The 23368-nt window shown below is 71.1% G+C and carries 23 protein-coding genes; 10 read left to right on the top strand and 13 right to left on the bottom strand.

The features are described 5' to 3' along the window. Positions 1-44: 44 nt before the first annotated feature. The 5 genes from corA (at position 45) to AC2D9U_RS06175 (ending at position 4479) form a co-directional block, all read left to right on the top strand. On the top strand, positions 45-1028 hold the full coding sequence (gene corA, locus AC2D9U_RS06195; protein WP_484747379.1) for a magnesium/cobalt transporter CorA: 984 nt from the start codon (positions 45-47) through the stop codon (positions 1026-1028). Continuing rightward, on the top strand, positions 1019-1738 hold the full coding sequence (locus tag AC2D9U_RS06190; RefSeq protein WP_484747378.1) for a hypothetical protein: 720 nt from the start codon (positions 1019-1021) through the stop codon (positions 1736-1738). The genes corA and AC2D9U_RS06190 overlap by 10 nt, the downstream gene beginning before the upstream one ends. A 126-nt stretch (positions 1739-1864) precedes the next feature. Continuing rightward, positions 1865-2830 (top strand): acetamidase/formamidase family protein, encoded by a 966-nt coding sequence (locus AC2D9U_RS06185; protein ID WP_484747376.1) that lies wholly within the window; start codon positions 1865-1867, stop codon positions 2828-2830. Between the two features lie 124 nt (positions 2831-2954). Continuing rightward, positions 2955-3446, top strand: a complete 492-nt coding sequence (locus AC2D9U_RS06180; RefSeq protein WP_484747374.1) for a GcrA family cell cycle regulator — start codon at positions 2955-2957, stop codon at positions 3444-3446. A gap of 64 nt (positions 3447-3510) precedes the next feature. Further along, positions 3511-4479, top strand: a complete 969-nt coding sequence (locus AC2D9U_RS06175; RefSeq protein ID WP_484747373.1) for a tripartite tricarboxylate transporter substrate binding protein — start codon at positions 3511-3513, stop codon at positions 4477-4479. A gap of 7 nt (positions 4480-4486) precedes the next feature. On the opposite strand, the gene AC2D9U_RS06170 is transcribed toward AC2D9U_RS06175, so the two are convergent. Continuing rightward, positions 4487-4801 (bottom strand): hypothetical protein, encoded by a 315-nt coding sequence (locus AC2D9U_RS06170; RefSeq protein WP_484747372.1) that lies wholly within the window; start codon positions 4799-4801, stop codon positions 4487-4489. 224 nt (positions 4802-5025) lie between these two features. Between AC2D9U_RS06170 and AC2D9U_RS06165 the strand changes: the two genes are divergently transcribed. Further along, positions 5026-6006 carry a Bug family tripartite tricarboxylate transporter substrate binding protein gene (locus tag AC2D9U_RS06165; RefSeq protein ID WP_484747371.1) on the top strand — a complete coding sequence of 327 codons (981 nt, stop codon included), beginning with the start codon at positions 5026-5028 and terminating at the stop codon, positions 6004-6006. Between the two features lie 12 nt (positions 6007-6018). Beyond that, positions 6019-6828, top strand: coding sequence for an SDR family oxidoreductase (locus tag AC2D9U_RS06160; RefSeq protein ID WP_484747370.1), 810 nt, complete (start codon positions 6019-6021; stop codon positions 6826-6828). 134 nt (positions 6829-6962) lie between these two features. On the opposite strand, the gene AC2D9U_RS06155 is transcribed toward AC2D9U_RS06160, so the two are convergent. The 7 genes from AC2D9U_RS06155 to AC2D9U_RS06125 form a co-directional block, all read right to left on the bottom strand. Next, complete coding sequence (locus AC2D9U_RS06155; protein ID WP_484747368.1) at positions 6963-7478, bottom strand: F0F1 ATP synthase subunit B family protein; 516 nt, start codon at positions 7476-7478, stop codon at positions 6963-6965. Positions 7479-7489: 11 nt separating this feature from the next. After that, complete coding sequence (locus AC2D9U_RS06150) at positions 7490-7990, bottom strand: F0F1 ATP synthase subunit B family protein (protein ID WP_484747366.1); 501 nt, start codon at positions 7988-7990, stop codon at positions 7490-7492. Between the two features lie 81 nt (positions 7991-8071). Then, a complete protein-coding gene (locus tag AC2D9U_RS06145) occupies positions 8072-8296 on the bottom strand; it encodes an ATP synthase subunit C family protein (protein ID WP_131546781.1) in 225 nt (74 codons plus the stop codon). A gap of 70 nt (positions 8297-8366) precedes the next feature. Next, positions 8367-9152: a F0F1 ATP synthase subunit A gene (locus AC2D9U_RS06140; RefSeq protein WP_484747364.1), complete on the bottom strand. Its 786-nt coding sequence runs from the start codon at positions 9150-9152 to the stop codon at positions 8367-8369. A gap of 23 nt (positions 9153-9175) precedes the next feature. Beyond that, on the bottom strand, positions 9176-9472 hold the full coding sequence (locus AC2D9U_RS06135; protein WP_484747362.1) for an AtpZ/AtpI family protein: 297 nt from the start codon (positions 9470-9472) through the stop codon (positions 9176-9178). 265 nt (positions 9473-9737) lie between these two features. After that, the gene (locus tag AC2D9U_RS06130; protein ID WP_484747360.1) at positions 9738-10370 is read right to left on the bottom strand and encodes a TVP38/TMEM64 family protein; all 633 of its coding nucleotides are present in this window, start codon (positions 10368-10370) and stop codon (positions 9738-9740) included. Positions 10371-10429: 59 nt separating this feature from the next. After that, a complete protein-coding gene (locus tag AC2D9U_RS06125) occupies positions 10430-11167 on the bottom strand; it encodes a glycosyltransferase (RefSeq protein WP_484747359.1) in 738 nt (245 codons plus the stop codon). Positions 11168-11301: 134 nt separating this feature from the next. Here AC2D9U_RS06125 and AC2D9U_RS06120 point away from each other — a divergent pair, with 134 nt between their 5' ends. Genes AC2D9U_RS06120 through tldD form a run of 3 tightly spaced genes read left to right on the top strand, consistent with a single transcriptional unit; the run spans position 11302 to position 17923 of the window. Beyond that, on the top strand, positions 11302-12393 hold the full coding sequence (locus AC2D9U_RS06120; protein ID WP_484747358.1) for a COX15/CtaA family protein: 1092 nt from the start codon (positions 11302-11304) through the stop codon (positions 12391-12393). After that, positions 12390-16478: a PAS-domain containing protein gene (locus AC2D9U_RS06115; RefSeq protein WP_484747356.1), complete on the top strand. Its 4089-nt coding sequence runs from the start codon at positions 12390-12392 to the stop codon at positions 16476-16478. Before AC2D9U_RS06120 ends, AC2D9U_RS06115 begins: the two co-directional genes overlap by 4 nt. An 11-nt stretch (positions 16479-16489) precedes the next feature. Further along, positions 16490-17923, top strand: a complete 1434-nt coding sequence (tldD, locus tag AC2D9U_RS06110) for a metalloprotease TldD (protein ID WP_484748360.1) — start codon at positions 16490-16492, stop codon at positions 17921-17923. On the opposite strand, the gene AC2D9U_RS06105 is transcribed toward tldD, so the two are convergent. The 5 genes from AC2D9U_RS06105 to AC2D9U_RS06085 form a co-directional block, all read right to left on the bottom strand. After that, on the bottom strand, positions 17917-18849 hold the full coding sequence (locus AC2D9U_RS06105) for a 2-hydroxyacid dehydrogenase (RefSeq protein ID WP_484747354.1): 933 nt from the start codon (positions 18847-18849) through the stop codon (positions 17917-17919). The genes tldD and AC2D9U_RS06105 overlap by 7 nt on opposite strands. Then, positions 18849-19313 carry a hypothetical protein gene (locus AC2D9U_RS06100; protein ID WP_484747353.1) on the bottom strand — a complete coding sequence of 155 codons (465 nt, stop codon included), beginning with the start codon at positions 19311-19313 and terminating at the stop codon, positions 18849-18851. Before AC2D9U_RS06100 ends, AC2D9U_RS06105 begins: the two co-directional genes overlap by 1 nt. Then, positions 19310-20914 carry an ABC transporter ATP-binding protein gene (locus AC2D9U_RS06095; RefSeq protein ID WP_484747351.1) on the bottom strand — a complete coding sequence of 535 codons (1605 nt, stop codon included), beginning with the start codon at positions 20912-20914 and terminating at the stop codon, positions 19310-19312. The genes AC2D9U_RS06100 and AC2D9U_RS06095 overlap by 4 nt, the downstream gene beginning before the upstream one ends. Next, positions 20911-21945 (bottom strand): ABC transporter permease, encoded by a 1035-nt coding sequence (locus tag AC2D9U_RS06090; protein WP_484747350.1) that lies wholly within the window; start codon positions 21943-21945, stop codon positions 20911-20913. Before AC2D9U_RS06090 ends, AC2D9U_RS06095 begins: the two co-directional genes overlap by 4 nt. A 214-nt stretch (positions 21946-22159) precedes the next feature. After that, a complete protein-coding gene (locus AC2D9U_RS06085) occupies positions 22160-23272 on the bottom strand; it encodes a microcin C ABC transporter permease YejB (protein WP_484747348.1) in 1113 nt (370 codons plus the stop codon). Between the last annotated feature and the right edge of the window lie 96 nt (positions 23273-23368).

Raw genomic sequence — 23368 nt, 5'->3', positions numbered from 1 at the left:
CGCACCGCGCTACATGGCCCAACCCCAGGCCGGGAGCCCGCGACATGCTGACGTCCTACATCGTCGCCGACGGGCGCGTGGCGCTGCGCGACGGCCTGCTGCCGGTGCCGGATCTCGCCCAGTCGGTCTGGATCGACCTGCTGAACCCCACGCCGCAGGAAGAGGCCGCGGTGCAGGCCGCGCTGCGCCTCGAGATCCCGACGCGCGAGGAGATGGAGGAGATCGAGAGCTCGTCGCGCCTCTATCGCGAGGAGGACGTGCTCTTCCTCACCGCCAATTTCCTCTACGGCGTGGAGGGCGGTGAATATGGCTCCACCCCCATCACCTTCGTGCTGTCCAACCAGGCGCTGGTGACGGTGCGCTACCAGACGCCCAAGGCCTTCACCGTCTTCTCCCTGCGCTGCCAGCGCACCCCTGCCCTGGTCGCCAGCGCGGATGCGGTGATGCTGCACCTGTTCGAGCAGATCGTGGACCGGCTCGCCGACATTCTCGAACGGGTCGGCGCCGACATGGACCGCGCCAGCGCCGGCGCCTTCCGCTCCGCCCGCGCCACGGTGAAGGCGAACAAGCGCGACCACGATTTGCGCGAGACGCTGATCACGCTCGGCCAGGTCGGCGAGGTGACGACGCGCGCGAACGAGACCCTGCTCGGCCTGACCCGCATCCTGAGCTTCGTCAGCGCCGAGAAGGCGACGGCGGTGCGCAAGGAGAACCAGGTGCTGATCAAGACCCTGGTGCGCGACGTGCGCTCTCTGGTCGAGCATGCGGCCTTCCTCAACAACAAGGCGCAGTTCCTGCTCGATGCCGTGCTGGGCATCATCAATGTCGAGCAGACGGGCATCATCAAGACCTTCTCGGTCGTCTCGGTGGCCTTGATGCCGCCGACGCTGATCGCCAGCATCTACGGCATGAACTTCGAATTCATGCCGGAGCTGAAATGGGTGTTCGGCTACCCCGCCGCGCTGCTGCTGATGGTGGTCTCGGCCGTGCTGCCGGTGGCGTATTTCCGGCGCAAGGGATGGTTGTAGGGGCATCGCTGCTCGCCGGGCTGTTGCTGCTGCTGGCCGGACCCGCCCTGGCCCAGGGCACGCCGCCGGGCGCGCTGCCCGCCTGCCCGCCGCGCAGCGCCGTACCGGTGCGCGTGACGGTGGAGGACCCGCCGGTGCGTATCCGCCGCCCCGTGCCGGCGGCCGAGCTGCGCACCCTGGCGCAGGGCGATTCCGGGCTGGAGGCCGCGGACCCGCACCTGCATCACCTGGCGCTCACCCTTTCGCGCGTCGAGTGGCGCAGCGAGATCACGGTGCGCAGCCAGGGTGTCGCGGGCGGGCCGGTCTGCGCCCTGCCGGCCGAGCTGCGCCTGACCCTGCTGCATGCCGAGCACAGCATCGTCCTGGCGCGCGAGGTGCCGCGCGGCGGCTGCCTGGCGCGGGAGGTGCTGGCGCATGAGCGCCGCCATGCCGAGGTCAACCGCCGCACGCTGCGCGATGCCGCCACGGCGCTGCGCGGCGCGGCGCAGCGCTGGGCGGTGCGGGCCGAGGTGCGCGCCCCCGATGTCGCCGCCGCCGCCGCCGCGCTGCAGGATGATCTGGAAGCGGCGGTGGAGCCGATGCTCGACCGCCTGCGCCGGGCGCGGGAGGCCGGGCACGCCGCCATCGACACCCCGGCCGAGTATCGCCGCCTCGCCAGCGTCTGCCCGGACGACCAGCGGCGGCTGCGCCGCGCCATCGGCACGCGCTGAAGCCCGCGCTTCTGCCTGAAGCATGGGCAGCGCGCGTCCGGCCCCGGCGCATCGCGCGGCCGGGATGGATTGACCCGCGCCCGCCCGCGGGCTGATTTGCGGGGCATCATCCGCATCGAGGTTCCCATGGCTGCCTCCCACCGCATCCCCGCCACCCCCGCCACCATCCGCTGGGGCGCCTTCGACGCCAGCTTCGCGCCGGTGCTCACCGTCGCCAGCGGCGACCTCGTGGTGCTGGAATGCGTCTCCGGCGCGCCGGAGGTGATGCCGCCGCCCGAGAGCGGCCTGAAGATCCCCGAAGCGCTGGCCGCCATCCATGCCGCGAAGCCGCCGCGGCTCGGCCCGCACATCCTCACCGGCCCCGTCGCCGTGGCGGGCGCGGAGCCGGGCGACGTGCTGCGCGTGGACATCGAGAAGATCGAGCTGGGCTGCGACTGGGGCTTCTGCGGCTTCCGCCCGCTGGGTGGCACGCTGCCGGAGGATTTCCCCTATCACCGCATGCTGCACATCCCGGTGGACAAGGCGGCGATGACGGGCAAGGTGCCGGTGGGTCCGGGTGTGACCCTGCCGCTCAGCCCCTTCTTCGGCGTAATGGGCGTGGCCCCGCCGCCGGCCTGGGGCACGATCAGCACCAAGGAACCCCGCGCGCATGGCGGCAACCTCGACAACAAGGAGATCGGCGCGGGGGCCACGCTGTTCCTGCCGGTGCATGTGCCGGGTGCGAATTTCTCGGCCGGCGACGGCCATGGCGTGCAGGGCGATGGCGAGGTCTGCATCAACGCGCTGGAGATGTGCCTGACGGGCCATTTCCGCCTGACGCTGGAGAAGGGCGGCGGTGCGAAGGACCCGGCGCTGGCCTATCCGCGCGCCGAGACGCCGACCCACTACATCTCGATGGGCATGCATGAGGATCTCGACATCGCCATGAAGCTGGCGCTGCGGGAGATGATCGGCTTCATCGTGGCGCGGATGAACGTCTCGGCCGCGGATGCCTACCAGCTCTGCTCGCTGGCGGTGGATTTCCACGTGACGCAGACGGTGAACGGCGAGAAGGGCGTGCACGGGCTGCTCAAGAAAGGCCTCTTCTTCTGACGCCGGGGGGCTTTCCCCCCATCCATCCACAGCTTTTTGGTTAACGCGGCGACTCCAGTTCTTGTGTCCCAACCCCCCGATGCACTACCGTATGTTGTGTCAGGGTGAGCAGGGAGTGGGGAACATGGACTGGAGCGCCGAAGCGATCGAGCGCCTGAAAGCCTTGTGGGCAGAAGGCCATTCCACCGCCGAGATCGGCCGCCGCATGGGCATCTCGAAGAATGCGGTGGTCGGCAAGGCGCATCGCCTGAACCTTCCCGCGCGCCCGAGCCCGATCCGCCGCGAGCCGGGCGAGAAGCCCGTCGCCACCGCCCCGCGCGCGCCGCGCATCCCCGCCCCGCGCAGCACCCTGCCGCAGCCCGCGGTGCTCGCCACGCCGACGCCCGCCACCCCCTTGGTGGCGCCGCCGCCGGTGGCGCTGACCGCGCCGACGACCGTGGTGCGCGCCTTCCCGCGCTTCGCCTCCAAGCGCAGCTGCTGCTGGCCGATCGGCGAGCCGGGCACGCCGGAATTCCGCTTCTGCTCGGCCGAGGCCGCGAACGGCAAGCCCTATTGCCTCGAACACGCCGCCGTCGCCTATGTGAAGGCGCGCGACCGGCGCGAGGATGCCGCCTGATCCGACCCTCCCCGGCTGACGGTTTCGGGGCTATAGGTCACGAAACCGTCACGGAGGATCGTCGATGTTCGCACGTCGCAGGCTGCTGGCCGGGGCATCCGCCCTGGCCCTCGCGCCGCATGCCGCCCGCGCCCAGGCCGGCTGGGTGCCTGATCGCGCCATCACGCTGATCGTCGCCTTCGCCGCCGGCGGTGGCACGGACCTCGCGGCCCGCACCATCGCCCGCTTTATGGAAAAGGATCTCGGCGTCGCGGTGACGGTGCTCAACCGCCCCGGCGCCGGCGGCGAGATCGGCTTCGCGGAACTCGCCCGCGCCCGGCCGGATGGCTACACCATCGGCTTCATCAACACGCCGCACATCGTCACCCTGCCGATCGAGCGGCGCACGCGCTTCCAGCTTTCCGACTTCACGCTGATCGCCAACATCGTGGACGATCCGGGCGGGCTGTGGGTGCTGGCCGACAGCCCCTATCGCAGCCTGGCGGACCTGCTGGCCGCCGCACGGGCGCGGCCGGAGAGCATCGGCTACGGCACCACCGGCATCGGCTCGGACGACCATCTCGCGATGCTGGCGCTGGAGCGGCAGGCGAATGTGCGCTTCCTGCACGTGCCCTTCGGCGGCAGCGCGCAGGTCAAGCAGAACCTGATGTCGCGCGCCATCCCGGTGGCGGTGATGAACGTGGCCGAGGGCGTGATCGACCAGCGCCAGGGCCTGCTGCGTGGCCTGGCGCAGATGGGCGAGACGCGCTGGGCGCCGGTGGGTGACATCCCGACGCTGCGCGAACTCGGCTTCGACGTGGTCGAGGGCTCGATGCGCGGCATGGCGGCCCCCGCGGGCATGCCGCCCGCGGTGCTGGCGCGCCTGGCGCTCTCGGTGCAGCGCACGGTGGACGACCCCGAGTTCAAGGCCGCCGCGACGCAGCAGAACCTGCCGCTGCGTTTCCTCGCACCGGATGCCTATGCCGCCGAGCTGCGTGAGTTGCAGGCGCGCTACCAGGCGCTGTGGGCGCGCCATCCCTGGCGGGAGCAGTAGCCCGCCGTCACGCCATCCAGGCGAGCAGCGCGGCGCTGGCGGCATTGGCGCCGCGCAGCGCCGTGCCGTTCGCATCATAGGCGCGCTGCGCCATGTGCAGGTCCTGAAGCGCGCGCAGGGGGTTCGGCCCGGCCTGCTGCGCGGCGATCAGCGCGGCGGCGGAATCCGCCAGCGCCGGCCGGCCCGGCGCCAGCAGGGCGGTATCGGTGACAAGCCGCGCCGCCGCTTCGGCGGCACGTGCCTCGGCCTCGCGCATCCCCCGCAGGCTCACCGCGGTGGCAACCTGCAGGGGCGGAGGCCCGGAGAGTGCAGAAATGCTCATGGCGCGTCGTGATACGGGACGAAGGTTGAAGCTTCGTTGATGGTGCGCCGGCCCTCGCCTTCACCGGCGGGCTTCGCTACATCTGGCCCACCGGGCCAGAGCAATTTCCGATCGAATGGAATCATTCGATCGGAATTCTTGCTCTGGAAGCAATAAGTTATAGAGCACGAAACCCGTCCAGTTGGACGGATAGTGCTCTAGAGAGCCAGACAAAGGGGATGTCCATGATCACGCGCCGCACCCTCGCCGGGCTGCTGCCCGCTGGCCTCGCCAGCGTCACGCTGCCCGGCACCGCCTTCGGTCAGGCGGATTATCCGAACCGGCCGATCCGCATCATCGTGGGCTTCGCTGCCGGCGGCGGCACGGATTTGACCACCCGCACGATGCAGCCCAAGCTGCAGCAGCTGCTCGGCCAGTCCATCGTCGTGGACAACCGCCCCGGCGCGGGCGGCAACCTCGCCACCGAGATCACGGTGCGCGCCCCGGCCGATGGCTACACGCTGCTGATGGGCACCATCGCCGCACTCGCCATCAACCCCACCATCTACAGCAATCTCGGCTTCAACCCGCAGACCGACCTGACGCCGATCAGCCTCTCGGCGCAGATCCTCAACGTGCTGGTCGTGCCGGCCGACCGCCCCTGGCGGACCACGGCGGACCTCATCGCCGCCGCCAAGGCGCGGCCCGACACCATCACCTATGGCAGTTCGGGCGTGGGCGGGGCGGGGCACCTCGCCGGCGCGCTGCTCGACCAGATGGCGGGCATCACCACCGTGCACGTGCCCTATCGTGGCGGCGGGCCGCTTATGGCCGACCTGATCGGCGGCAAGATCGACTACGCCTTCTCCACCGCCCCCACCGCCGTGCCGCAGATCGAGGCCGGCAAGCTGCGCGCCCTGGCGGTGCCCACCCTCGCGCGCTCCGCCCTGCTGCCCAACGTGCCGACGGTGGCCGAGACGCTGCCGGGCTACGAGGTCGGCAATTGGTACGCGCTGGTCGGGCCGAAGGGCCTGCCGGAGCCCATCGTCGCGCGGCTCAATGCGGCGATGCGCGGCGTGCTGGCCGACCCCGAGGTCCTCTCGCACATGGCGCGGCATGGGGTGGAGCCGCTGCCCTCCTCGCCCGAGGAGCTGGGGCGCTTCATCCGCGAGGAGACGGCGAAATGGGCGCCCATCGTGCGGCGTTCCGGCGCGACGGCGAATTGAGGGGCAGGGGCCTTGGATCTCGGCTTCCGCGGCAAGGCCGCGCTGGTTCTGGGTGGCTCCTCGGGCATTGGCCTGGCAAGTGCGGAAATCCTGCTGCGCGAGGGGGCCGAGGTCACCATCGCCAGCCGGGCAGGGGCGAAGCTCGAGGCCGCGGTGGCGAGCCTTGCCGCGGCGACGGGCGTGGCCCCGCGCGCCGTGGCCTGCGATGCGGGCGACCCGGCGCAGGTGGCCGCGCTCTTCGCGCGCTATGAGGGCCAGCCCCTGCATGCGCTGGTCAGCGCCTTCGGCGGCAGTTTCCGCAGCGATTTCGCGGCGCTGACGGATGCGCAATGGCTGGCGAATTACGAGCTGAACCTGCTCGGCACGGTGCGCGTGGTTCGCAGCGCGCTGCCCGCGCTGAAGCGCGCGGCGGCCGCGCATCGCGGCGAGAGCGGCGGGGGGGCCAGGGTGGTGCTGCTGGGCGCGGCCTCGGCCCGGCAGCCCACGGAACACCAGGCGGTCTCCAACGTGCACAAGGCCGGGCTGCTCGCGCTGACCAAGACGCTGGCGAATGAGCTGGCAGGTGAGGGCGTGGCGGTGAATTGCGTCTGCCCCGGCCGCGCCTTCACGCCGCTGTGGCAGGCGCGGGCGAAGCAGATGGCGGCCGTGGAGGGCATTACCGAGCAGGCAGTGGTGGACCGCGTGGCCAAGGACATCCCGCTGCGCCGCTTCGGCTCGGCGGCCGAGAATGCGCGCGTGGTCGCCTTCCTGGCGAGCGAGGCCGCCAGCTATGTCACCGGCCAATCCGTGCTGGTGGATGGCGGGCTCTCGCGGGGTGTCTAGAGCAGTATGCGTTCAGATGGGTCGCGGCACTGCCGTGACGCTGATCGGATGCGGTGCTCGATGAGCAGGGGAAGCCGCGGCAGGCAATCCGATCACACGCTCATGGTGTGATCGGATCGTGCTGCAGGGTCGGCTCAGGCGGCCTTGAGGGCCCTGGGCAGGTCGGCGACGGCGCGGTCGATCAACGCCGCGTCGGCCTCGGCACTCATCGTCTCCACCAGCACCGTACGGGCGGCGGTGATGGCGATGTCGGCGGCGGCGTGGCGCACCTCGGTCAGCGCCGCGGCCTCGGCGGCCGCGATGCGGTCGAGTGCCATGCGCTCGCGCCGCGTGGCGGCGGCCTCGGCCTCCGCGGCGGCGGCAGCGGCGACGCGCTCGGCCTCGGCACGGGCGCGGATGATCAGCGCCTCGGCCTCGGCCAGGGCGGCGGCGCGGTCGGCCTCCGCCTGCTTCAGCATGGCCTCGGCCTCACCGCGCAGGCGGGCGGCCTCGGCCAGGTCACCGCGGATCTTCTCCGCGCGGCCGTCCAGCATGGCGGTCAGCGCGACCCAGATCTTCTTGCCCGCGAGGGCGACGAAGATGACGAAGGAGACAGCGACCCAGAACTTCGGGTCGAGCCAGAAATGGGCGTAGCCGTGGGCGTGGTCCATGGCGGTGCTCCTCAGCCCTGGCCGCGTGCGGCCAGCGCGCGGTCGACGGCGCCGGTGATGGCGGCCGTGTTGGCGCTACCGGTCAGCCGCGTCATCAGCGCCTGGGTGGTTTCGGTCGCGACCTCCCGCAGCGCGCCCATGGCGGCGTCGCGAGCGGCTTCGATGCGCGCATCGGCCTCGGCGATCTGCGAGGCGAGGCGTGCGGCCAGCGCTTCGGCGCGGGCCTGGGCCTCGGCATTGGCGCTCGCCACGGCGCCGGCGATGGCCGCCTGCGCCTCGGCGCGGGCCTTCATCGTGGCGGCATGGTGTGCCGCCATCGCCGCATCGGCCTCGGCCTTCATCGCCTGCGCGGCCTCGAGGTCGCCCTCGATGCGGCGGCGGCGTTCGTCGAGCACGCTTTCCACGCGCGGCAGCGCGTAGACGGCCATGATGTAGTACAGCAGGCCGAAGATGATCAGCAGCCAGACGAGCTGGGCGATGATCAGCGGATTGCCGAAATCAAGCTGCGGCATGGGTCTCCGTCTCCCTCGACCACCGTTCCGTCATGTTCGCTGAGGCGGTCGCGCGGGGCGCGTGCCCCGCGCTGCCGGGCATCAGGCGAACAGGATGAGGAACGCGATCAGCAGGGCGAAGAGCGCAACCGCTTCCGTGAGCGCGAAGCCCAGGATGCCGATCGGGAAGACCGCATCGCGGGCCGCCGGGTTGCGCGCCACGCTGGTGATCAGCGAGGAGAAGATGTTGCCGATGCCGAGGCCCACGCCGAACAGCGCGATCACGGCAATGCCAGCCCCGAGGGCCTTCGCGGCAGCGACTTCCATCTGAGTATTCCTTCTGTCTCTGTCGAGTGTTGGGTGAGGGGTGGAACTGAGCGAAACGAGGCACCCGCACTCAGTGCAGGTGCACCGCGTCGTGCAGGTAGATGCTGGTCAGGATCGCGAAGACATAGGCCTGCAGCAGCGCGACCAGGACCTCGAAGCCAACGATCGCCACATTGGTAGCCAGCGGCAGGATCGCAATGAAGGGCCCCACCGCACCAAGCCCGCCGAGCAGCACGATGAAGGTGGCGAACACCTTCAGCAGCACGTGGCCCGCCGTCATGTTGGCGAAGAGACGAATGGCGAGGCTGACCGGGCGCGAGAGGTAGGAAATGATCTCCACGGGGATGATGATCGGCGCCAGCCAGAGCGGCGCGCCCTCGGGGAAGAAGTAGCCGAAGAACTTCTTGCCGTGCAGCACGAAGGCCAGCACCGTGATCAGCACGAAGACGATCATCGCCAACCCGAAGGTGACGGCGAGGTGGCTGGTGTAGGTGAAGGCGTAGGGCAGCAGGCCGAGCAGGTTGCCCATCAGCACGAACATGAAGAGCGAGAAGATGAAGGGCACGAAGCGCTTGCCCTCATGCTCGCCGATCTGGCCCTTGGCGAGGTCGGCGATGAACTCGTAGGCGCCCTCGGCCACCGACTGCAGCCGGCCCGGGATCAGCGCGCGGCTCGCCATGCCGAACATGACGATGGCGGTGATGATGCCGACCGCGAGCAGCATGTGCGCGTTCGATTGGGTGAAGCCGACCGCCTCCCCGAACGGGCCCAGCACGGTCTTCAGCTCGAACTGCCCGAGCGCGTCGATCGTCTTGCCTTCGGCGGCCACTCTCAAGCTCCCCCGGTCGCCGCACATTGGCGGGCCGTTGATTCCAAAACCTACACGGGTGGGCGGCGCTTCGGGTCGAACAGGCGATAGACGTTCAGCACCCCGGCAACGCTGCCCAGCACGAAGCAGACCAGGAAGAGCCAAGGCCAGGTGCCAAGCCAGCGGTCCAGAACGAACCCAAGCCCCACACCCACGATGAGCGCCGAGACCACCTCGACCCCCGCGCGAAACCCGACCCCGTAGGGTGCATCCTTCGGACCTGCTGCCGCGCTGCCGGGCTTGGGGTCCATCCCCCGCCGGGCCCGGGCTTGCCGAAGCCGCTCCTCGAAGCCGTTCTGTTCCGCCACCTTCACTCCTCCAAGCGAGCCCCGCCCGGAAGGCGTGGGGCTCCTACGTCGCGGGGGGCGGGGTGTCAAGGCAATGCCCGCCGCAGCGCAGCATTTAGGGTCCAAACCCAATCATCCACCGGGCGCCTGGCCGGCCCCGCGCGGCATCCGCGGCGTCAGGCTGCTTGCCGATGCAACCTGCATCGGCCACGCAGCCTTCCTGGCGGCCTGCCACGCGGTCCTCAGCCATGCGCCTCGGGTCTGACTGGGTTTGGACCCTGCCGTGCTATTCCTCAAGCGCTCGCGCCGCGCGGTTCCGGCGCAACAACCAGAGCCCCAGGCCGACCGAGATCGCCAGCAGCACCCCCGCAAGCCCCAGCTGCCACGCGCCCTCGACCCGGATCCCCTTGCCGAGCAGGGCGAACACCACCGTCTGCGGCAGGTAGCCGAGCGCCGAGCCGGCCAGGAAGGGCCAGAGCCCCAGCCCCGCCATGCCCGCGAGCAGGTTGAGCGCGAGGTTGTTGCCCACCGGCAGCAGCCGCAGCGCCAGGGTGGCGCCGAAGGGGGTGGCGCGCAGCGCCTCATGCAGCGGCCGCAGCTTCGGCCCGAATCGGCCCTGCAGCCGGCGTTCAGCCCAATCCTGCCCCAGCGCGCGGGCCACGCCGTAGCTCGCCGCGCAGCCCAGCAGCTGCGCCAGCAGCGACAGCGCCGTGCCCAGCACCACGCCGAAGGCATAGCCGCCCAGGAAGGCCACGCTCTGCCGCGGCACGCCGAGCGCGGTCAGCGCCGCGCCGACCGCGACGAAGACCAGCTCGCCCCACAGCCCCTCGTCGCGGATCGAGGCATCGACCCAGGCCGTGCCCGGCACGCCGCCCAGTTCGCGCAGCAGCCAGCCCGCCGCCAGCAGCCCCGCCACCATGACCGCCAGCTTGAGCAGCGCGGCGTTCAGCCGCCCCGACCGGCCTGCGACCGGCGCGCTCAGCGGGGGCGCCCGCCGGCGGTGACCTCGGCCACCGGCCGCTTCCAGCGCCGCTGCAGCCAGATCACGCCCAGCATGTCGGAGATGCTGACCACCAGCCGGTCGAGCGTGCCGTAGTTGGACACGCCGCGGATCCGCGGGCGGTGGTTCACCGGTTCGCTCACCACGCGCGCCCCCTGGCGGAGCGCGAGCGCGGGCAGATAGCGATGCATGTGGTCGAAGCGCGGCAGGTCCAGGAACAGGGCGCGGGGAAACACCTTCAGCCCGCAGCCCGTATCGGGCGTGGCGTCGCCCAGAAGCCGGGCGCGGATGGCGTTGGCGATTCGGCTGGTCACGCGCTTCACGCCGCTGTCCTTGCGCGCCACGCGGTGCCCCGCCACCAGCACCGGCTGGCCGGGCGTGGCCTCCGCCTGGGCGCGGGCGAGCAGCTTCGGGATGTCGGCCGGGTCGTTCTGGCCGTCGCCGTCGAGGGTGGCGATCCAGGCCCCGCGCGCCGCCAGCACGCCGCTGACCACGCCCGCCGATTGCCCGCAGCTGCGCGCATGGCGCAGCGCCAGCACCGGCCATTGCGCTGCGGCCTCGGCCAGGCGCGCGCCGGTGTCGTCGGTCGAGCCGTCATCGACGCAGACGACCTCATAGGCCTGGCCCGCCAGCGCGGCGGCGATCTCGGCGATCAGCGGCAGCACGTTCGGGCCCTCGTTGCGCATCGGGATGACGACCGACACCAGGGGCGACACCAGAGGCGCGTCAGGCGACAGCGGGGCCGAAAGGGGGGCGGGGACCATGGCCGCGCGGGGTAGCAGGGGGCGATGGCGGCAGCAAGGCAAGGGGCTTCCTTGAAGCAGGCCTTGCCGGGCTATATTGCCCTACCATGCCGCTCGATTATCGCCCCCAGTCCCTGCCTGGCACCACCCTGGCCCCCGACCCCGCGGCGCGGGCGGTGGCGTGGTGGCTGCTGGGCGTGGCGGGCCTGGTCTGGGCGATGGTGGCGATCGGCGGGGCGACGCGGCTGACCGGCTCGGGCCTGTCGATCATGGAATGGGCGCCGCTCTCGGGCGCCCTGCCGCCGCTCAGCGAGGCCGAGTGGCAGCGGCTCTACGATCTCTACCGCTCGATCCCGCAATACGCGCTGGTCAACCAGGGCTTCGGGATCGAGGGTTTCAAGGAGATCTTCTGGCTGGAATGGATCCACCGCCAATGGGGGCGCCTGATCGGCCTCGCCTATGCGGCGGGGCTGGCCTGGTTCTGGCTGCGGGGGCGCATTCCGGCCGGCTACAAGCCGCGCCTGCTGGGGCTGCTGGCGCTGGGCGGGCTGCAGGGGGCGATCGGCTGGTACATGGTCGCCTCGGGCTTCCAGGCCGACCGCACCGCGGTGTCCCCCTATCGGCTGGTGATCCATCTGGGCCTCGCGCTGGTGATCTTCGCCGCCCTGCTCTGGACGGCGCTGGGGCTGCTGCGCCCGGTGGGCGAGGCGCCCGCGGCGGCACGGCCGGCGCGGCGGATGCTGAAGGTCGCGGTCTGGACGCTGGTGGCGGCGATGCTGGCGGGCGGCTTCGTCGCCGGCATCCGTGCCGGCTTCGCCTACAACACCTTCCCGCTGATGGATGGCCAGCTCGTACCCGCCGGCTATCTCGACCTCTCGCCCTGGTGGCACAACCTGACCGCCAATATCGCCGCGGTGCAGTTCAACCACCGGCTGCTGGCCACGCTCTCGGCGCTGTTCGCCGCCGGTGCGGTCTGGGCCGCGCTGCGGCGCCTGCCGGCGGGCCGGGCGCGGCGGGCCGTGCTGGCCTTCGGCGCCGCGGTGGCGGTGCAGTATGCACTGGGCATCGTGACGCTGCTGCACGTCGTCCCCGTGGCCCTCGGCACGGCGCATCAGGCGATGGCGGTGCTGGTGCTGGCCGCCGCCCTCGTGGCGCTGCATGCCCTGCGGCCGGCGGCGGGCGAGGTGCGCGGGACATGAGCGCGCCGCGGGGATTCGCGCGCGCCGCGCTCGACGCCCTGCCGTACAACGTGACCGTGATCGATGGCCAGCGGCGGCTGGTCTATGCCAATGCCTCCTTCTGGCATTCCGCGGGCATCGACCCTGCCACCTGCCCGATCGGCAGCCCGGTCGAGGACCTGATCCGCATCCTCTGCTATCGCGGCCTCTACGGGCCGGGCGACCCGGAGGCGCAGGTGCAGGCGGTGCTGCGCATCGACCGCACGCGCCTGTTCCGCCGGCGCGTGCGCGCCGCCGATGGGCGGATGGTCACCGACATCATGTCCTTCCCGCTGCCCGATGGCGGCTACGCCACCTGCGGCGTCGATGTCACCGCCAGCGCCGAGGCCGAGGCCGCGCTCCAGGCGCGCCTCACCATGATCGAGGGTGCGCTGGCGCGTGCGCAGGGTGGCTTCGTGATCTTCGATGCCGATCTGCGGCTCAGCTACGCCAACCCTGCCTATGCCACCTTGATCGGCCTGCCCGGCGCCGTCCCCGCCGGCATGACCCCGCGCGAGATCCTGGCCCTGCTGCAGGCGCGCGGCGAGTTGAACGGCCTCGAGCGGATCGACGACATCGCCGAGCGGATCGACCGCCAGCGCGACCAGCGCTCGCTGCAGGAGCGCGAGCGCCCGAACGGCCAGGTGCTGCGCTTCCTCAAGCAGCCCACCGCCGAGGGCGGCATGGTCGAGGAGGTGACCGACATCACCGCGCTGAAGCGCGCCGAGGACGAGGCGCGGCGCCGTGCCGCCGTGCTCGACGGCGTGCTGGCCACGCTGCCGCATGGCGTGTGCGTCTTCGGCCCCGACCGGCGGGTGACTCTGGTGAACGCCGCCTATGCGCGCATCATGGCCGGCGCGCCGGTGAGCGTCGGCGACCATACGGATGAGATCGTGGCACGCCGCGTGGCATCGGGCGAATACGGCGCCGACTACGCGAAGCTGACCAGCGCGACGCTGTTCGAGGAAGCCGGTGAGGGGCTGCGCGAACTGCGACGCGTGCGGCCGAACGGCACGGTGATCGCGGTGCGCGCCGCGCGCCTGCCCGATGGCGGGCAGGTCTCCGTCGTCGCCGACATCACCGCCCTGGCCCGCGCGGAGGCCGAGGCCGAGCGGCGGCTGAAACTGCTGGAGGGCGTGCTGGCCACGCTGCCGCACGGCGTGCTCGTCTATGGGCCGGATCGGCGCGTGGCGATGTTCAACGCCGCCTATGCGCGCATCATGGAAGGCGCCCCCGTCGCGCTGGGCGAGCACATGGACGAGGTGAACGCCCGCCGTGTCGCGACCGGCGAGTTCAGCGCCGAATATCTCGACTCCGTGCTGGCCAAGCGCTTCCTGCCCGGCGCGCCCGAACAGGCCGAGATCCTGCGCGTGCGGCCCAACGGCACCGCGATCGCCGTCCGCGTCGCCGAGACGCCCGATGGCGGGCACATCTCGGTGGTCACCGACGTGACCGCGCTGCACCGCGCCGAGGCGCAGGCGCGCGAGCGCGCGGCGCTGCTGGAATCGAGCCTCGGCGCCATGCGCCACGGCATCGCGCTGTTCGGGCCCGACCATCGCATGGTCGCCACCAACCCGCAGATGGCGGTGCTGACCGGCGTGCCGCATACGGCCCGCCAGGTCGGCCAGAGCCTGCGCGAACTGCTCGACGCCCAGGTCGCCTTCGGCGCCCTCACCCCCGCGCAGGCGGCCAGCGCCCTGGCGCTCGATCGCAGCAAGCCGCAGGGCTATGTGCGCCGCGGCAGCGACGGCTCGCTTGTCGAGGTCATCTCGGACCCCACGCCCGATGGCGGCTTTGCCGTCACCATGACCGACGTCACCGCGCTGCACCGCGCCGAGGCGCGGGCGCGCGACCGCGCGGCGCTGCTGGAACGCACGCTGGGCGCCATGCGGCACGGCATCTCCATGTTCGGCCCCGACCACCGGCTGATCCTGACCAATGCACGGACCAGCGAACTCACCGACCTGCCGGCCGAGGTGATGTATCCGGGCATCGCGCATCGCGACCTGCTGGAAGGCCAGGCGCGGCGCGGGCTGATTCCGGAATCGGGCGTGGCCGCCGCGCTGGCGCTGGATCGCAGCAGGCCGCAGCGCTACGTGCGCACGCGGCCCAACGGGCAGGTGCTGGAGATCGTCTCCGACCCCATGCCCGATGGCGGTTTCGTCGTCAGCTTCGTCGACATCACCGGCCAGCACCGCGCGGAGGCCGAGGCGCACGAGCGCGCGGCCCTGCTGGATGCCATGATCGCGCACATGCCCGATGGCGTGTGCGTCTATGGCCCCGACCGCCGCGTGCGCCTGACCAACGCCGCCTACCACGCCATCATGGGTGACGCCGCCGGGCAGATCGGCGAAGCGCTGGAGGATCTGGTCGCGCGCCGCGCCCGGATGGGCGAAGTGACGGCCGAGCGCGCCGCGCTTGTCCTGCGCACCATCGCCGAGGGCGAGCCGGACCCCGTGCTCTGGCGCGTGCGCCCGAACGGTACCGCCATCACCACCCGCGTCGGCCGCCTGCCCGATGGCGGGCTGGTGTCGGTCGTCACCGACGTCACCGCCCTGCACCAGGCGGAGGAGACCGCGCGGCGCCGCGCCGAGATGCTGGACGCGCTGCTGGAGGCGCTGCCCGTGGGCGTCACCCTCTATGGGCCGGACCAGCGCGCCGTGCTGTTCAACGCCGCCTATCGCGACATCATGGGCGAGGCCGCCGTGCGCATCGGCGAGAGCCTGCTGGAGGTCGCCGCCCGGCGGCAGGTGATGGGCGAGTTCGACGCCACCATGGGCCAGCGCCTCTACGCCCGCCATGTCGGCCCGGATGCCGAGCAGTCGCAGCCGATCCGCCGGCATCGCCCGAACGGCACGGTGATCGACAGCCGGGCGGGCCGCCTGCCTGATGGCGGGCACATCGCCGTCACCGTGGACGTCACGGCCCTGCACCGCGCGGAGCAGCAGCTCGAGGCGCGCGCGGCGATGCAGGCGGCGATGCTCGAGAACATCCGCCACGGCATCATCCTCTACGACCGCGACCGCCGCGTGCTGGCGAGCAATGCGCGCACCGCCGAGCTCACCGGCATGCCGGCGCATCTGCTCACGCCTGGCCGGCTGATGGATGAGATGATCGACGAGCAGGTGCTGCGCGGGCAGATCACGCCCGAGGGCGCGGCGCGGATGAAGGCCTATGATCGCGCCCTGCCGCATCGCTACAGCCGCACCCGCCCCGATGGCCGCGTGCTGGAGGTGACCTCCGACCCGATGCCCGATGGCGGCTATGTCATCACCTATGCCGACGTCACCGAGGACCGGCGCATCCGTGCCGAGCTGGAAGGCGCGAAGCTGGCGGCGGAGGGCGCCTCGCGCGCCAAGTCGCGTTTCCTCGCCACCATGACGCATGAGCTGCGCTCGCCGCTTTCCGCCGTGATCGGCTTCGCCGAGGCGGTGGCCCGCACCAGCGACCCGGCGCGCATCGCCGACTATGCCGGGGCGATCCGCGATGCCGGCCAGCATCTGCTGCTGCTGATCGACGACATCCTGGACGTGGCGCGCAACGAAGGCTCGGCGCTGGCGGTCGCGGCGGATGCCGTGGTGCTCGGCCCCGTGCTGGAACGCGCCCAGCGCGCCGCCGCCACCCTCGCGGGCGATGCCGGGCTGACCCTGGTGGCGGAATGGCCGGCCCTGCTGCCGCGCCTCGCCGGCGATGCGCGCCGGCTGCACCAGGTGCTGCTGAACCTGCTCTCCAACGCGGTGAAGTTCACGCCCATGGGCGGGCGCGTCACGCTCTGCGCGGCGGTGGAGCAGGGCAGCCTCGTCATCCGCGTGGCCGATACCGGCATCGGCATCCCGCCCGAGCATCGCGAGACGGTGTTCCAGCCCTTCACCCAGCTCGACGACGCGCACACCAGGCACTTCCCCGGCTCGGGCCTCGGGCTCTACATGGCGCGCAGCCTGGCCGAGGCGATGGGCGGGACGCTGACGCTGGAGACCCCCACCGGCCCCGGCACCCTGGCCGTGCTGCGCTTTCCGCCCGAGCGGCTGCTGCCGCCCGAACCGATTTCCGAAGGACCCACCCCGTGACCGAAGCCCCCATGGCGCAGAGCTTGGCCACCACCGACGCGCTGTTCTTCCGCGATCTCGACCGCGCCGCGGCGCAGCGCCTGCTCGCCACCGCGACCGCCGGCGCCGAGGATGGCGAACTGTTCCTCGAGCACCGGGAGAGCGAGGCGATCAGCCTCGAGGACGGGCGCATCCGCAGCGCCTCCTTCGACGCGTCGCGCGGCTTCGGCCTGCGCAGCGTGGCGGGCGAGGAGGCCGGCTACGCCCATGCCGCCGAGATCACCGAGGCCGCGCTGGCCCGCGCGGCGGAGACGGTGAAGGCCGTGGCGGCGGGGCATTCGGGCACGCTCGACCTCGGCCCGGCCAAGGCGACGACGCAGCTCTATTCGGAGCTCAACCCGCTCGCCGCCCTGCCCTTCGCGCAGAAGACCGCGCTGCTGCAGCAGATCGACGCCTATGCGCGGTCCCGCGACCCGCGCGTGGTGCAGGTGATGGCGAGCATCACCGGCGAGTGGCAGGCGGTGCAGATCCTGCGCCCGGACGGCGCACGCGTGGCGGATCTGCGCCCGCTGGTGCGCTTCAACGTGGCCGTGGTGGTCGAGGCGCATGGCCGGCGCGAGACCGGCAGCTTCGGCACCGGCGGGCGCTTCGCCTATGAGCGCGTGCTGGGCGAGGCGAGCTGGAAGGCCGCGGTGGAGGAAGCGCTGCGCCAGGCGCTGGTGAACCTCGAGAGCATCCCCGCCCCGGCCGGCGAGATGGAGGTCGTGCTCGGCCCGGGCTGGCCCGGCATCCTGCTGCATGAGGCGATCGGCCATGGGCTGGAGGGCGACTTCAACCGCAAGAAGACCTCCGCCTTCGCCGGACTGCTCGGCCAGCGGATCGCCTCGCCCGGCGTCACCGTGGTGGATGACGGCACCATCCCCGACCGCCGCGGCTCGCTCAGCATCGACGATGAGGGCACGCCGACGGGCCGCACCACGCTGATCGAGGACGGCATCCTGGTGGGCTTCCTGCAGGACCGGCAGAATGCGCGGCTGATGGGCGTGGCCCCGACCGGCAATGGCCGCCGGCAGAGCCACGCGCATATCCCGATGCCGCGCATGACCAACACGGTGATGCTGGGCGGCGCGCATGACCCGGGCGAGATCATCGCCAGCGTGAAGCGTGGCCTCTATGCGGTGAATTTCGGCGGCGGGCAGGTGGACATCACCAGCGGAAAATTCGTCTTCTCCGCCTCCGAGGCCTACATCATCGAGGATGGCAGGCTGGGCGCGCCGGTGAAGGGTGCCACGCTGATCGGCAACGGCCCGGATGCGCTGACCAAGGTGGCGATGGTGGGCAGCGACATGGGGCTCGACCCGGGCATCGGCACCTGCGGCAAGAACGGCCAGGGCGTGCCCGTGGGCGTGGGTCAGCCCACGCTGAAGATGACGGGGCTGACCATCGGTGGCACCGCGGTTCAGTAGCCGGCCGAGAAATCCACCAGGTTGATCAGCGGCTCGCCGGCCCGCGCGCGGCGCAGGTTCTCCACCACCTGCGGCGCGGCGCTGGCGGGGATGGTGATGCTGGCGGCGTGCGGCGTCATCACCACGCGCGGATGCGCCCAATAGGGGTGCTCCGGCGGCAGGGGTTCGGGCTGGAAGACATCGAGCGCGGCGGCGGCGACTTGGCCTGATTCGAGGGCCTCCAGCAGATCCGCATCCACCACATGCCCGCCGCGCGCGCCGTTGATGAGGAAGGCGCCGCGCGGCAGCCGCGCGAGCAGTTCAGCATTGACGATGCCGCGCGTCTGCGGCGTGAGCGGCAGCAGGCAGATGAGAATATTGCTCTGCGCCGCCATGGCGGCGAGGCCCTCGGCGCCGTGGAACATCTCCACCCCCGCCACGCTCTTCGGCCGGCGCGCCCAGCCCATCACCGGGAAGCCCAGGCCGCGCAGCAGCCCCGCCGCATGGCCGCCGAGCTCGCCCAGGCCGAGGATGCCGATGCGCGTCTCCGCGGTCACCGGCGCGGGCAATTCGTGCCAGATCCTCCCGGCTTGCTGCGCCCGGTAGTCGAGGTCCTGGCGATGGAAGCGCAGCACGTTGAGCAGCACCCACTCGCCCATCTGCGTGGTCAGCATCCGGTCCACCAGCCGCGCCACGGGGATGCCCGGCGGGGGGCCGGGCGGGCGCAGCAGATGGTCAACGCCCGCACCCATCGAGACGATGAGCCTGAGGTTCGGATAGCGCCGCAGCTCCGCCATGTCATGCGCGGTCCAGACCACCGCGGCCTCGATCTCCGCCGGGTCGCCGGCATCGGGGAACAGGCGGATCTCGAGCGTCGGGTCGCAGGCGAGCAGCGCGGCGCGCCAATCCTGCATGACATGCGCCTTGGTTGAGAGCAGCACGGCCATCACGCGATTCCCAATGCGGTGCGCTCGCGCAGGATCTGGCGGACGAAGACGCGCCAATCCTCGCGATGGGTGGCGCCGAACTTCCGGCCATCCGGCAGCTCGGCATAGAGACTCAGCACGCCCTTGAACCACAGCGCGTCGAAATGCCCTTCCGATTGCAGGGCGAAGGCGCTGGTGCGCTCGAAGACGCCATCCTTGATGCGCGGCTGCACCTTGGTGATCCACCACCAGCAGCCCGCGATCAGGACCGCGAAGCCGAGATAGTAGTGCACCAGGGCCGTCGCGGCGAAGGAGCCGGTGAGCAGCACGGCGACGGGCCAGATGTTCTCGCCATAGCGATAGACCGGGCTGCCCGGCGAATTCATCTTGCGGATATGCACGCCGAGCTTCACGGCCTCGGCATCCAGCAGCGCCTTCAGATGGTCCAGGGGCGGTGTCGGATCCGCCGCCTCAGTGTCGCTCATGTACGGACGTGGCCTTCCCCGGGGGCGGCGGCGAGGTCGAAGGCCGCCGCCATCAGGGCGCGTGTGTAGGGTTCGCGCGGGGCGCCGACAACCGCCTCGGCCTCGCCTTCCTCCACCACGCGCCCATCCTTCAGCACGACGATGCGATGCGCCATGGCGCGGATGACGCGCAGATCGTGGCTGATGAACAGATAGGCCAGCCTGTGCCGCGCCTGCAGCTCGCGCAGCAAGTCCACCACCTGCGCCTGGACCGAGACATCGAGCGCGCTGGTCGGCTCATCCAGCACCACCAGGCGCGGCTTGAGCACCAGGGCGCGCGCGATGGCGATGCGCTGGCGCTGGCCGCCGGAGAATTCATGCGGGTAGCGCTCGATCATCGCGGGGTCGAGATTCACCTCGCGCAGCGCCTCGGCCACCCGATCGGCCATCTCGGTCTTGGAGAGGTTCTCATGCACGGCGAGGCCCTCGCCCACGATCTCGCCGATCGTCATGCGGGGTGAGAGGCTGCCATAGGGATCCTGGAAGACGATCTGCATGCGCCGGCGCAGCGGCCGCAGCTCGCCGCGCGACAGGCCCTGGATGTTCCGGCCCTCGAAGGCGATGGGGCCCTCGCTGGTCTCGAGCCGCAGCATCGCGAGGCCGAGGGTGGTCTTGCCGCTGCCGCTTTCCCCCACCAGGCCCAGCGTCTCGCCCTCGCGGATCGCGAGGCTCACGCCATCCACCGCCTTGACCACGCCGACCGTGCGCCGCAGCAGGCCGCGCTTGATCGGGAAATGCACCTTGATGTCGGAGCCGCGCAGCACTTCCGGCGCCGTGGCCTGCACCGGTGCGGGGCGGCCGCGCGGTTCGGTGGCGAGCAGCATGCGCGTGTAGTCATGCTGCGGATTGCCGAAGACCTCGGCCACGGGGCCGGATTCCACCGCCGCGCCATGGCGCATCACCACCACGCGGTCGGCATGGCGGCGCACGATGGCGAGGTCATGCGTGATCAGCAGCATCGCCATGGACAGGCGGCGCTTGAGATCGGCCAGCAATTCCAGGATCTGCGCCTGGATCGTCACGTCGAGCGCGGTGGTGGGCTCATCGGCGATCAGCAGCGCGGGATCATTCGCAAGGGCCGCGGCGATCATCACCCGCTGGCGCTGGCCGCCGGATAATTGGTGCGGATAGGCGCCAAGCCGCGCCTCGGCCTGCGGGAAGCCCGCGCGCGTCAGCAGCTCCACCACCCGCGCCTGCAGGGCATCGCCGGAGAGGGGGCGATGCAGCGTCACCGCCTCACCCACCTGGCGGCCGACCGTGTGCAGCGGGTTGAGCGAGGTCATGGGTTCCTGGAACACCATCCCCGCCACGCCGCCGCGCAGCCGGCGCAGCGCCTCGCCCTCTGCCGAAAGGACATCCGTGCCATCGAGCGTGATGCGGCCCGCGGGGTTGGTGCCGCCCACGGGCAGCAGGCGCAGGCAGGACAAAGCGGTGACGGATTTGCCGCTGCCGCTCTCACCCACCAGCGCCACCGTCTCGCCGCGCTGCACGCTGAAGGACACGCCCTGCACCACGGGCTTGCCCCGGAAGGCGACCGAGAGGTTCTCGACATCCAGGATCATGCCGAACCTCCCGGCAGTTTGCGCGGGTCGAAGGCGTCGCGCACCGCCTCGCCCACGAAGATCAGCAGCGTCAGCAAGCCCCCCAGCACGAAGAAGGCGGTGATGCCGAGCCAGGGCGCCTGCATGTTGTTCTTGCCCTGCGAGACCAACTCGCCCAGCGAGGCGCTGCCCGGCGGCAGGCCGAAGCCGAGGAAATCGAGGCTCGCCAGCACCGTGACGGACCCGCTCAGGATGAAGGGCAGGAAGGTGAGCGTGGCGACCATCGCATTGGGCAGGATGTGGCGCGTCATCAGCGTGGCGTCGTTGACACCGAGCGCGCGCGCGGCGCGCACATAGTCGAAGTTGCGGCCGCGCAGGAACTCCGCCCGCACCACGCCGGTCAGCCCCATCCAGGAGAAGAGCAGCAGGAAGATCAGCAGCGTGGCGAAGCTCGGCTCGATCACGCTGGCCAGGATGATCAGCAGGTAGAGCTGCGGCATGCCCGACCAGACCTCGATGAATCGCTGGAAGAGCAGGTCCACCCAGCCGCCGTAATAGCCCTGCACGGCGCCGGCCGCGATGCCGATGATCGAACTGACGATGGTGAGCGTGAAGCCGAACAGCACGGAGATGCGAAACCCGTAGATGACGCGCGCCAGCACGTCGCGGCTCTGGTCATCGGTGCCGAGCCAGTTCTTCGCCGAGGGCGGTGCGGGGCTCGGCACGCCGATGTCGCGCACCACGGAATCATGCCGGTAGCGGATCGGCGGCCAGACCGCCCAGCCGCCGCGCGCTTCGAAATCCTGGCGCAATTCCGGATCGTGCCAGTCCATCGTCGTGGGCAGGCCATCGGGCAGCACGTCGCTCTCGGCATAGCCGACGATGACGGGAAACAGCCAGCGATCCTCGACCTTGGCGATCAGCGGCTTGTCGTTGGCGATGAACTCCGCGAACAACGTGAGGACGAAGAGGACCAGGAAGATCCACATCGAGATGTAGCCACGCCGATTCGCGCGGAAATTGGCGAGACGCCGCCGGGTGATGGGGGTCATGCGCGGGGTGCTCCGGGGGGCTTCGCCCCCCTGGACCCCCCACCAGGAGGCTTAGCCTCCTGGACCTCGATTCTGTTTAACGCGGTGGGGAGGGGGGGGCGAAGCGCCCCCCCTTCCCACCGCGTTGAAAACAAATGGTGGGGTCCGGGGAGCCTCAGGCTCCCCGGTCGGGGGTTCGGGGGCAGAGCCCCCGGGGCAATCCGCGCATCCCCCATCACCGCCGCGCCTCGAAATCGATGCGGGGATCGACCACCGTGTACATCACGTCCCCGATGATCTGCATCACCAGCCCCAGCAGGGTGAAGATGTAGAGGGTCGCGAACATGATCGGGTAGTCGCGTCGGATCGCCGCCTCGAAGCCCAGCAGCCCGAGCCCATCCAGCGAGAACACGATCTCCACCAGCAGCGCGCCGGTGAAGAGGATGCCGATGAAGGCCGCCGGGAAGCCCGCGATGATCAGCAGCATCGCGTTGCGGAAGACATGGCCGTAGAGCACGCGCGTCTCGCTGTTGCCCTTGGCCTTGGCGGTGACGACGTATTGCTTGCCGATCTCGTCGAGGAAGCTGTTCTTGGTCAGCATCGTCAGCCCCGCGAAGCCGCCGATCACCAGCGCCAGCGTCGGCAGCACCATGTGCCAGGCATAGTCGAGCGCGCGTTCCCAGAAAGGCCACAACTCGCTGCCCGAGGTGGCGAGCCCGCGCAGCGGGAACCACTGGAAGAAGGACCCGCCGGCGAAGAGCACGACCAGCAGGATCGCGAACAAGAAGCCCGGCACCGCATAACCCACCAGCACCACGCCCGAGGTCCAGAGATCGAAGCGGCTGCCATCGCGCACCGCCTTGCGGATGCCCAAGGGAATGGAGATCAGGTAGATGATCAGCGTGGACCACAGGCCGAGCGAGATGGAGACCGGCATCTTCTCGATGATCAGATCCACCACCGGCCGGTCGCGGAACAGGCTGCGGCCGAAATCGAAGGTGAGGTAGCCGAGCATCATCTCCTGGAAGCGCACATGCGCCGGCTTGTCGAAGCCGAAGAGTTTTTCGATCTCCGCCACGATCGTCGGATCAAGCCCGCGCGCGCCGCGATACGTCCCGGCCGGCCCGCTGGCCCCTTCGCCCGACGGGCTCGACCCGCCCGGCCCCCGCGCCTCACCGGAGCTCTCGCCCGTGAGACGCCCGAGCGTCTGCCCCTCGCCGCGCAACTCGGCGAGCATCTGCTCGACCGGCCCGCCCGGGGCGAACTGCACGACGGCGAAATTGATGAGAATGATGCCGAACAGGGTCGGCACGACGAGCAACAGACGGCGGAGGATGTAGGCGGCCATGGGGGTGCCCTAGTGGATCGGGGGGGGGGGGGGGGGGGGGGGGGGGGGGGGGGGGGGGGGGGGGGGGGGGGGGGGGGGGGGGGGGGGGGGGGGGGG

The organism is Roseomonas sp. TF40 (assembly GCF_057219975.1).
Note: the sequence above shows the minus strand (reverse complement) of the source record. Positions and strands in the feature narration are given on the sequence as shown.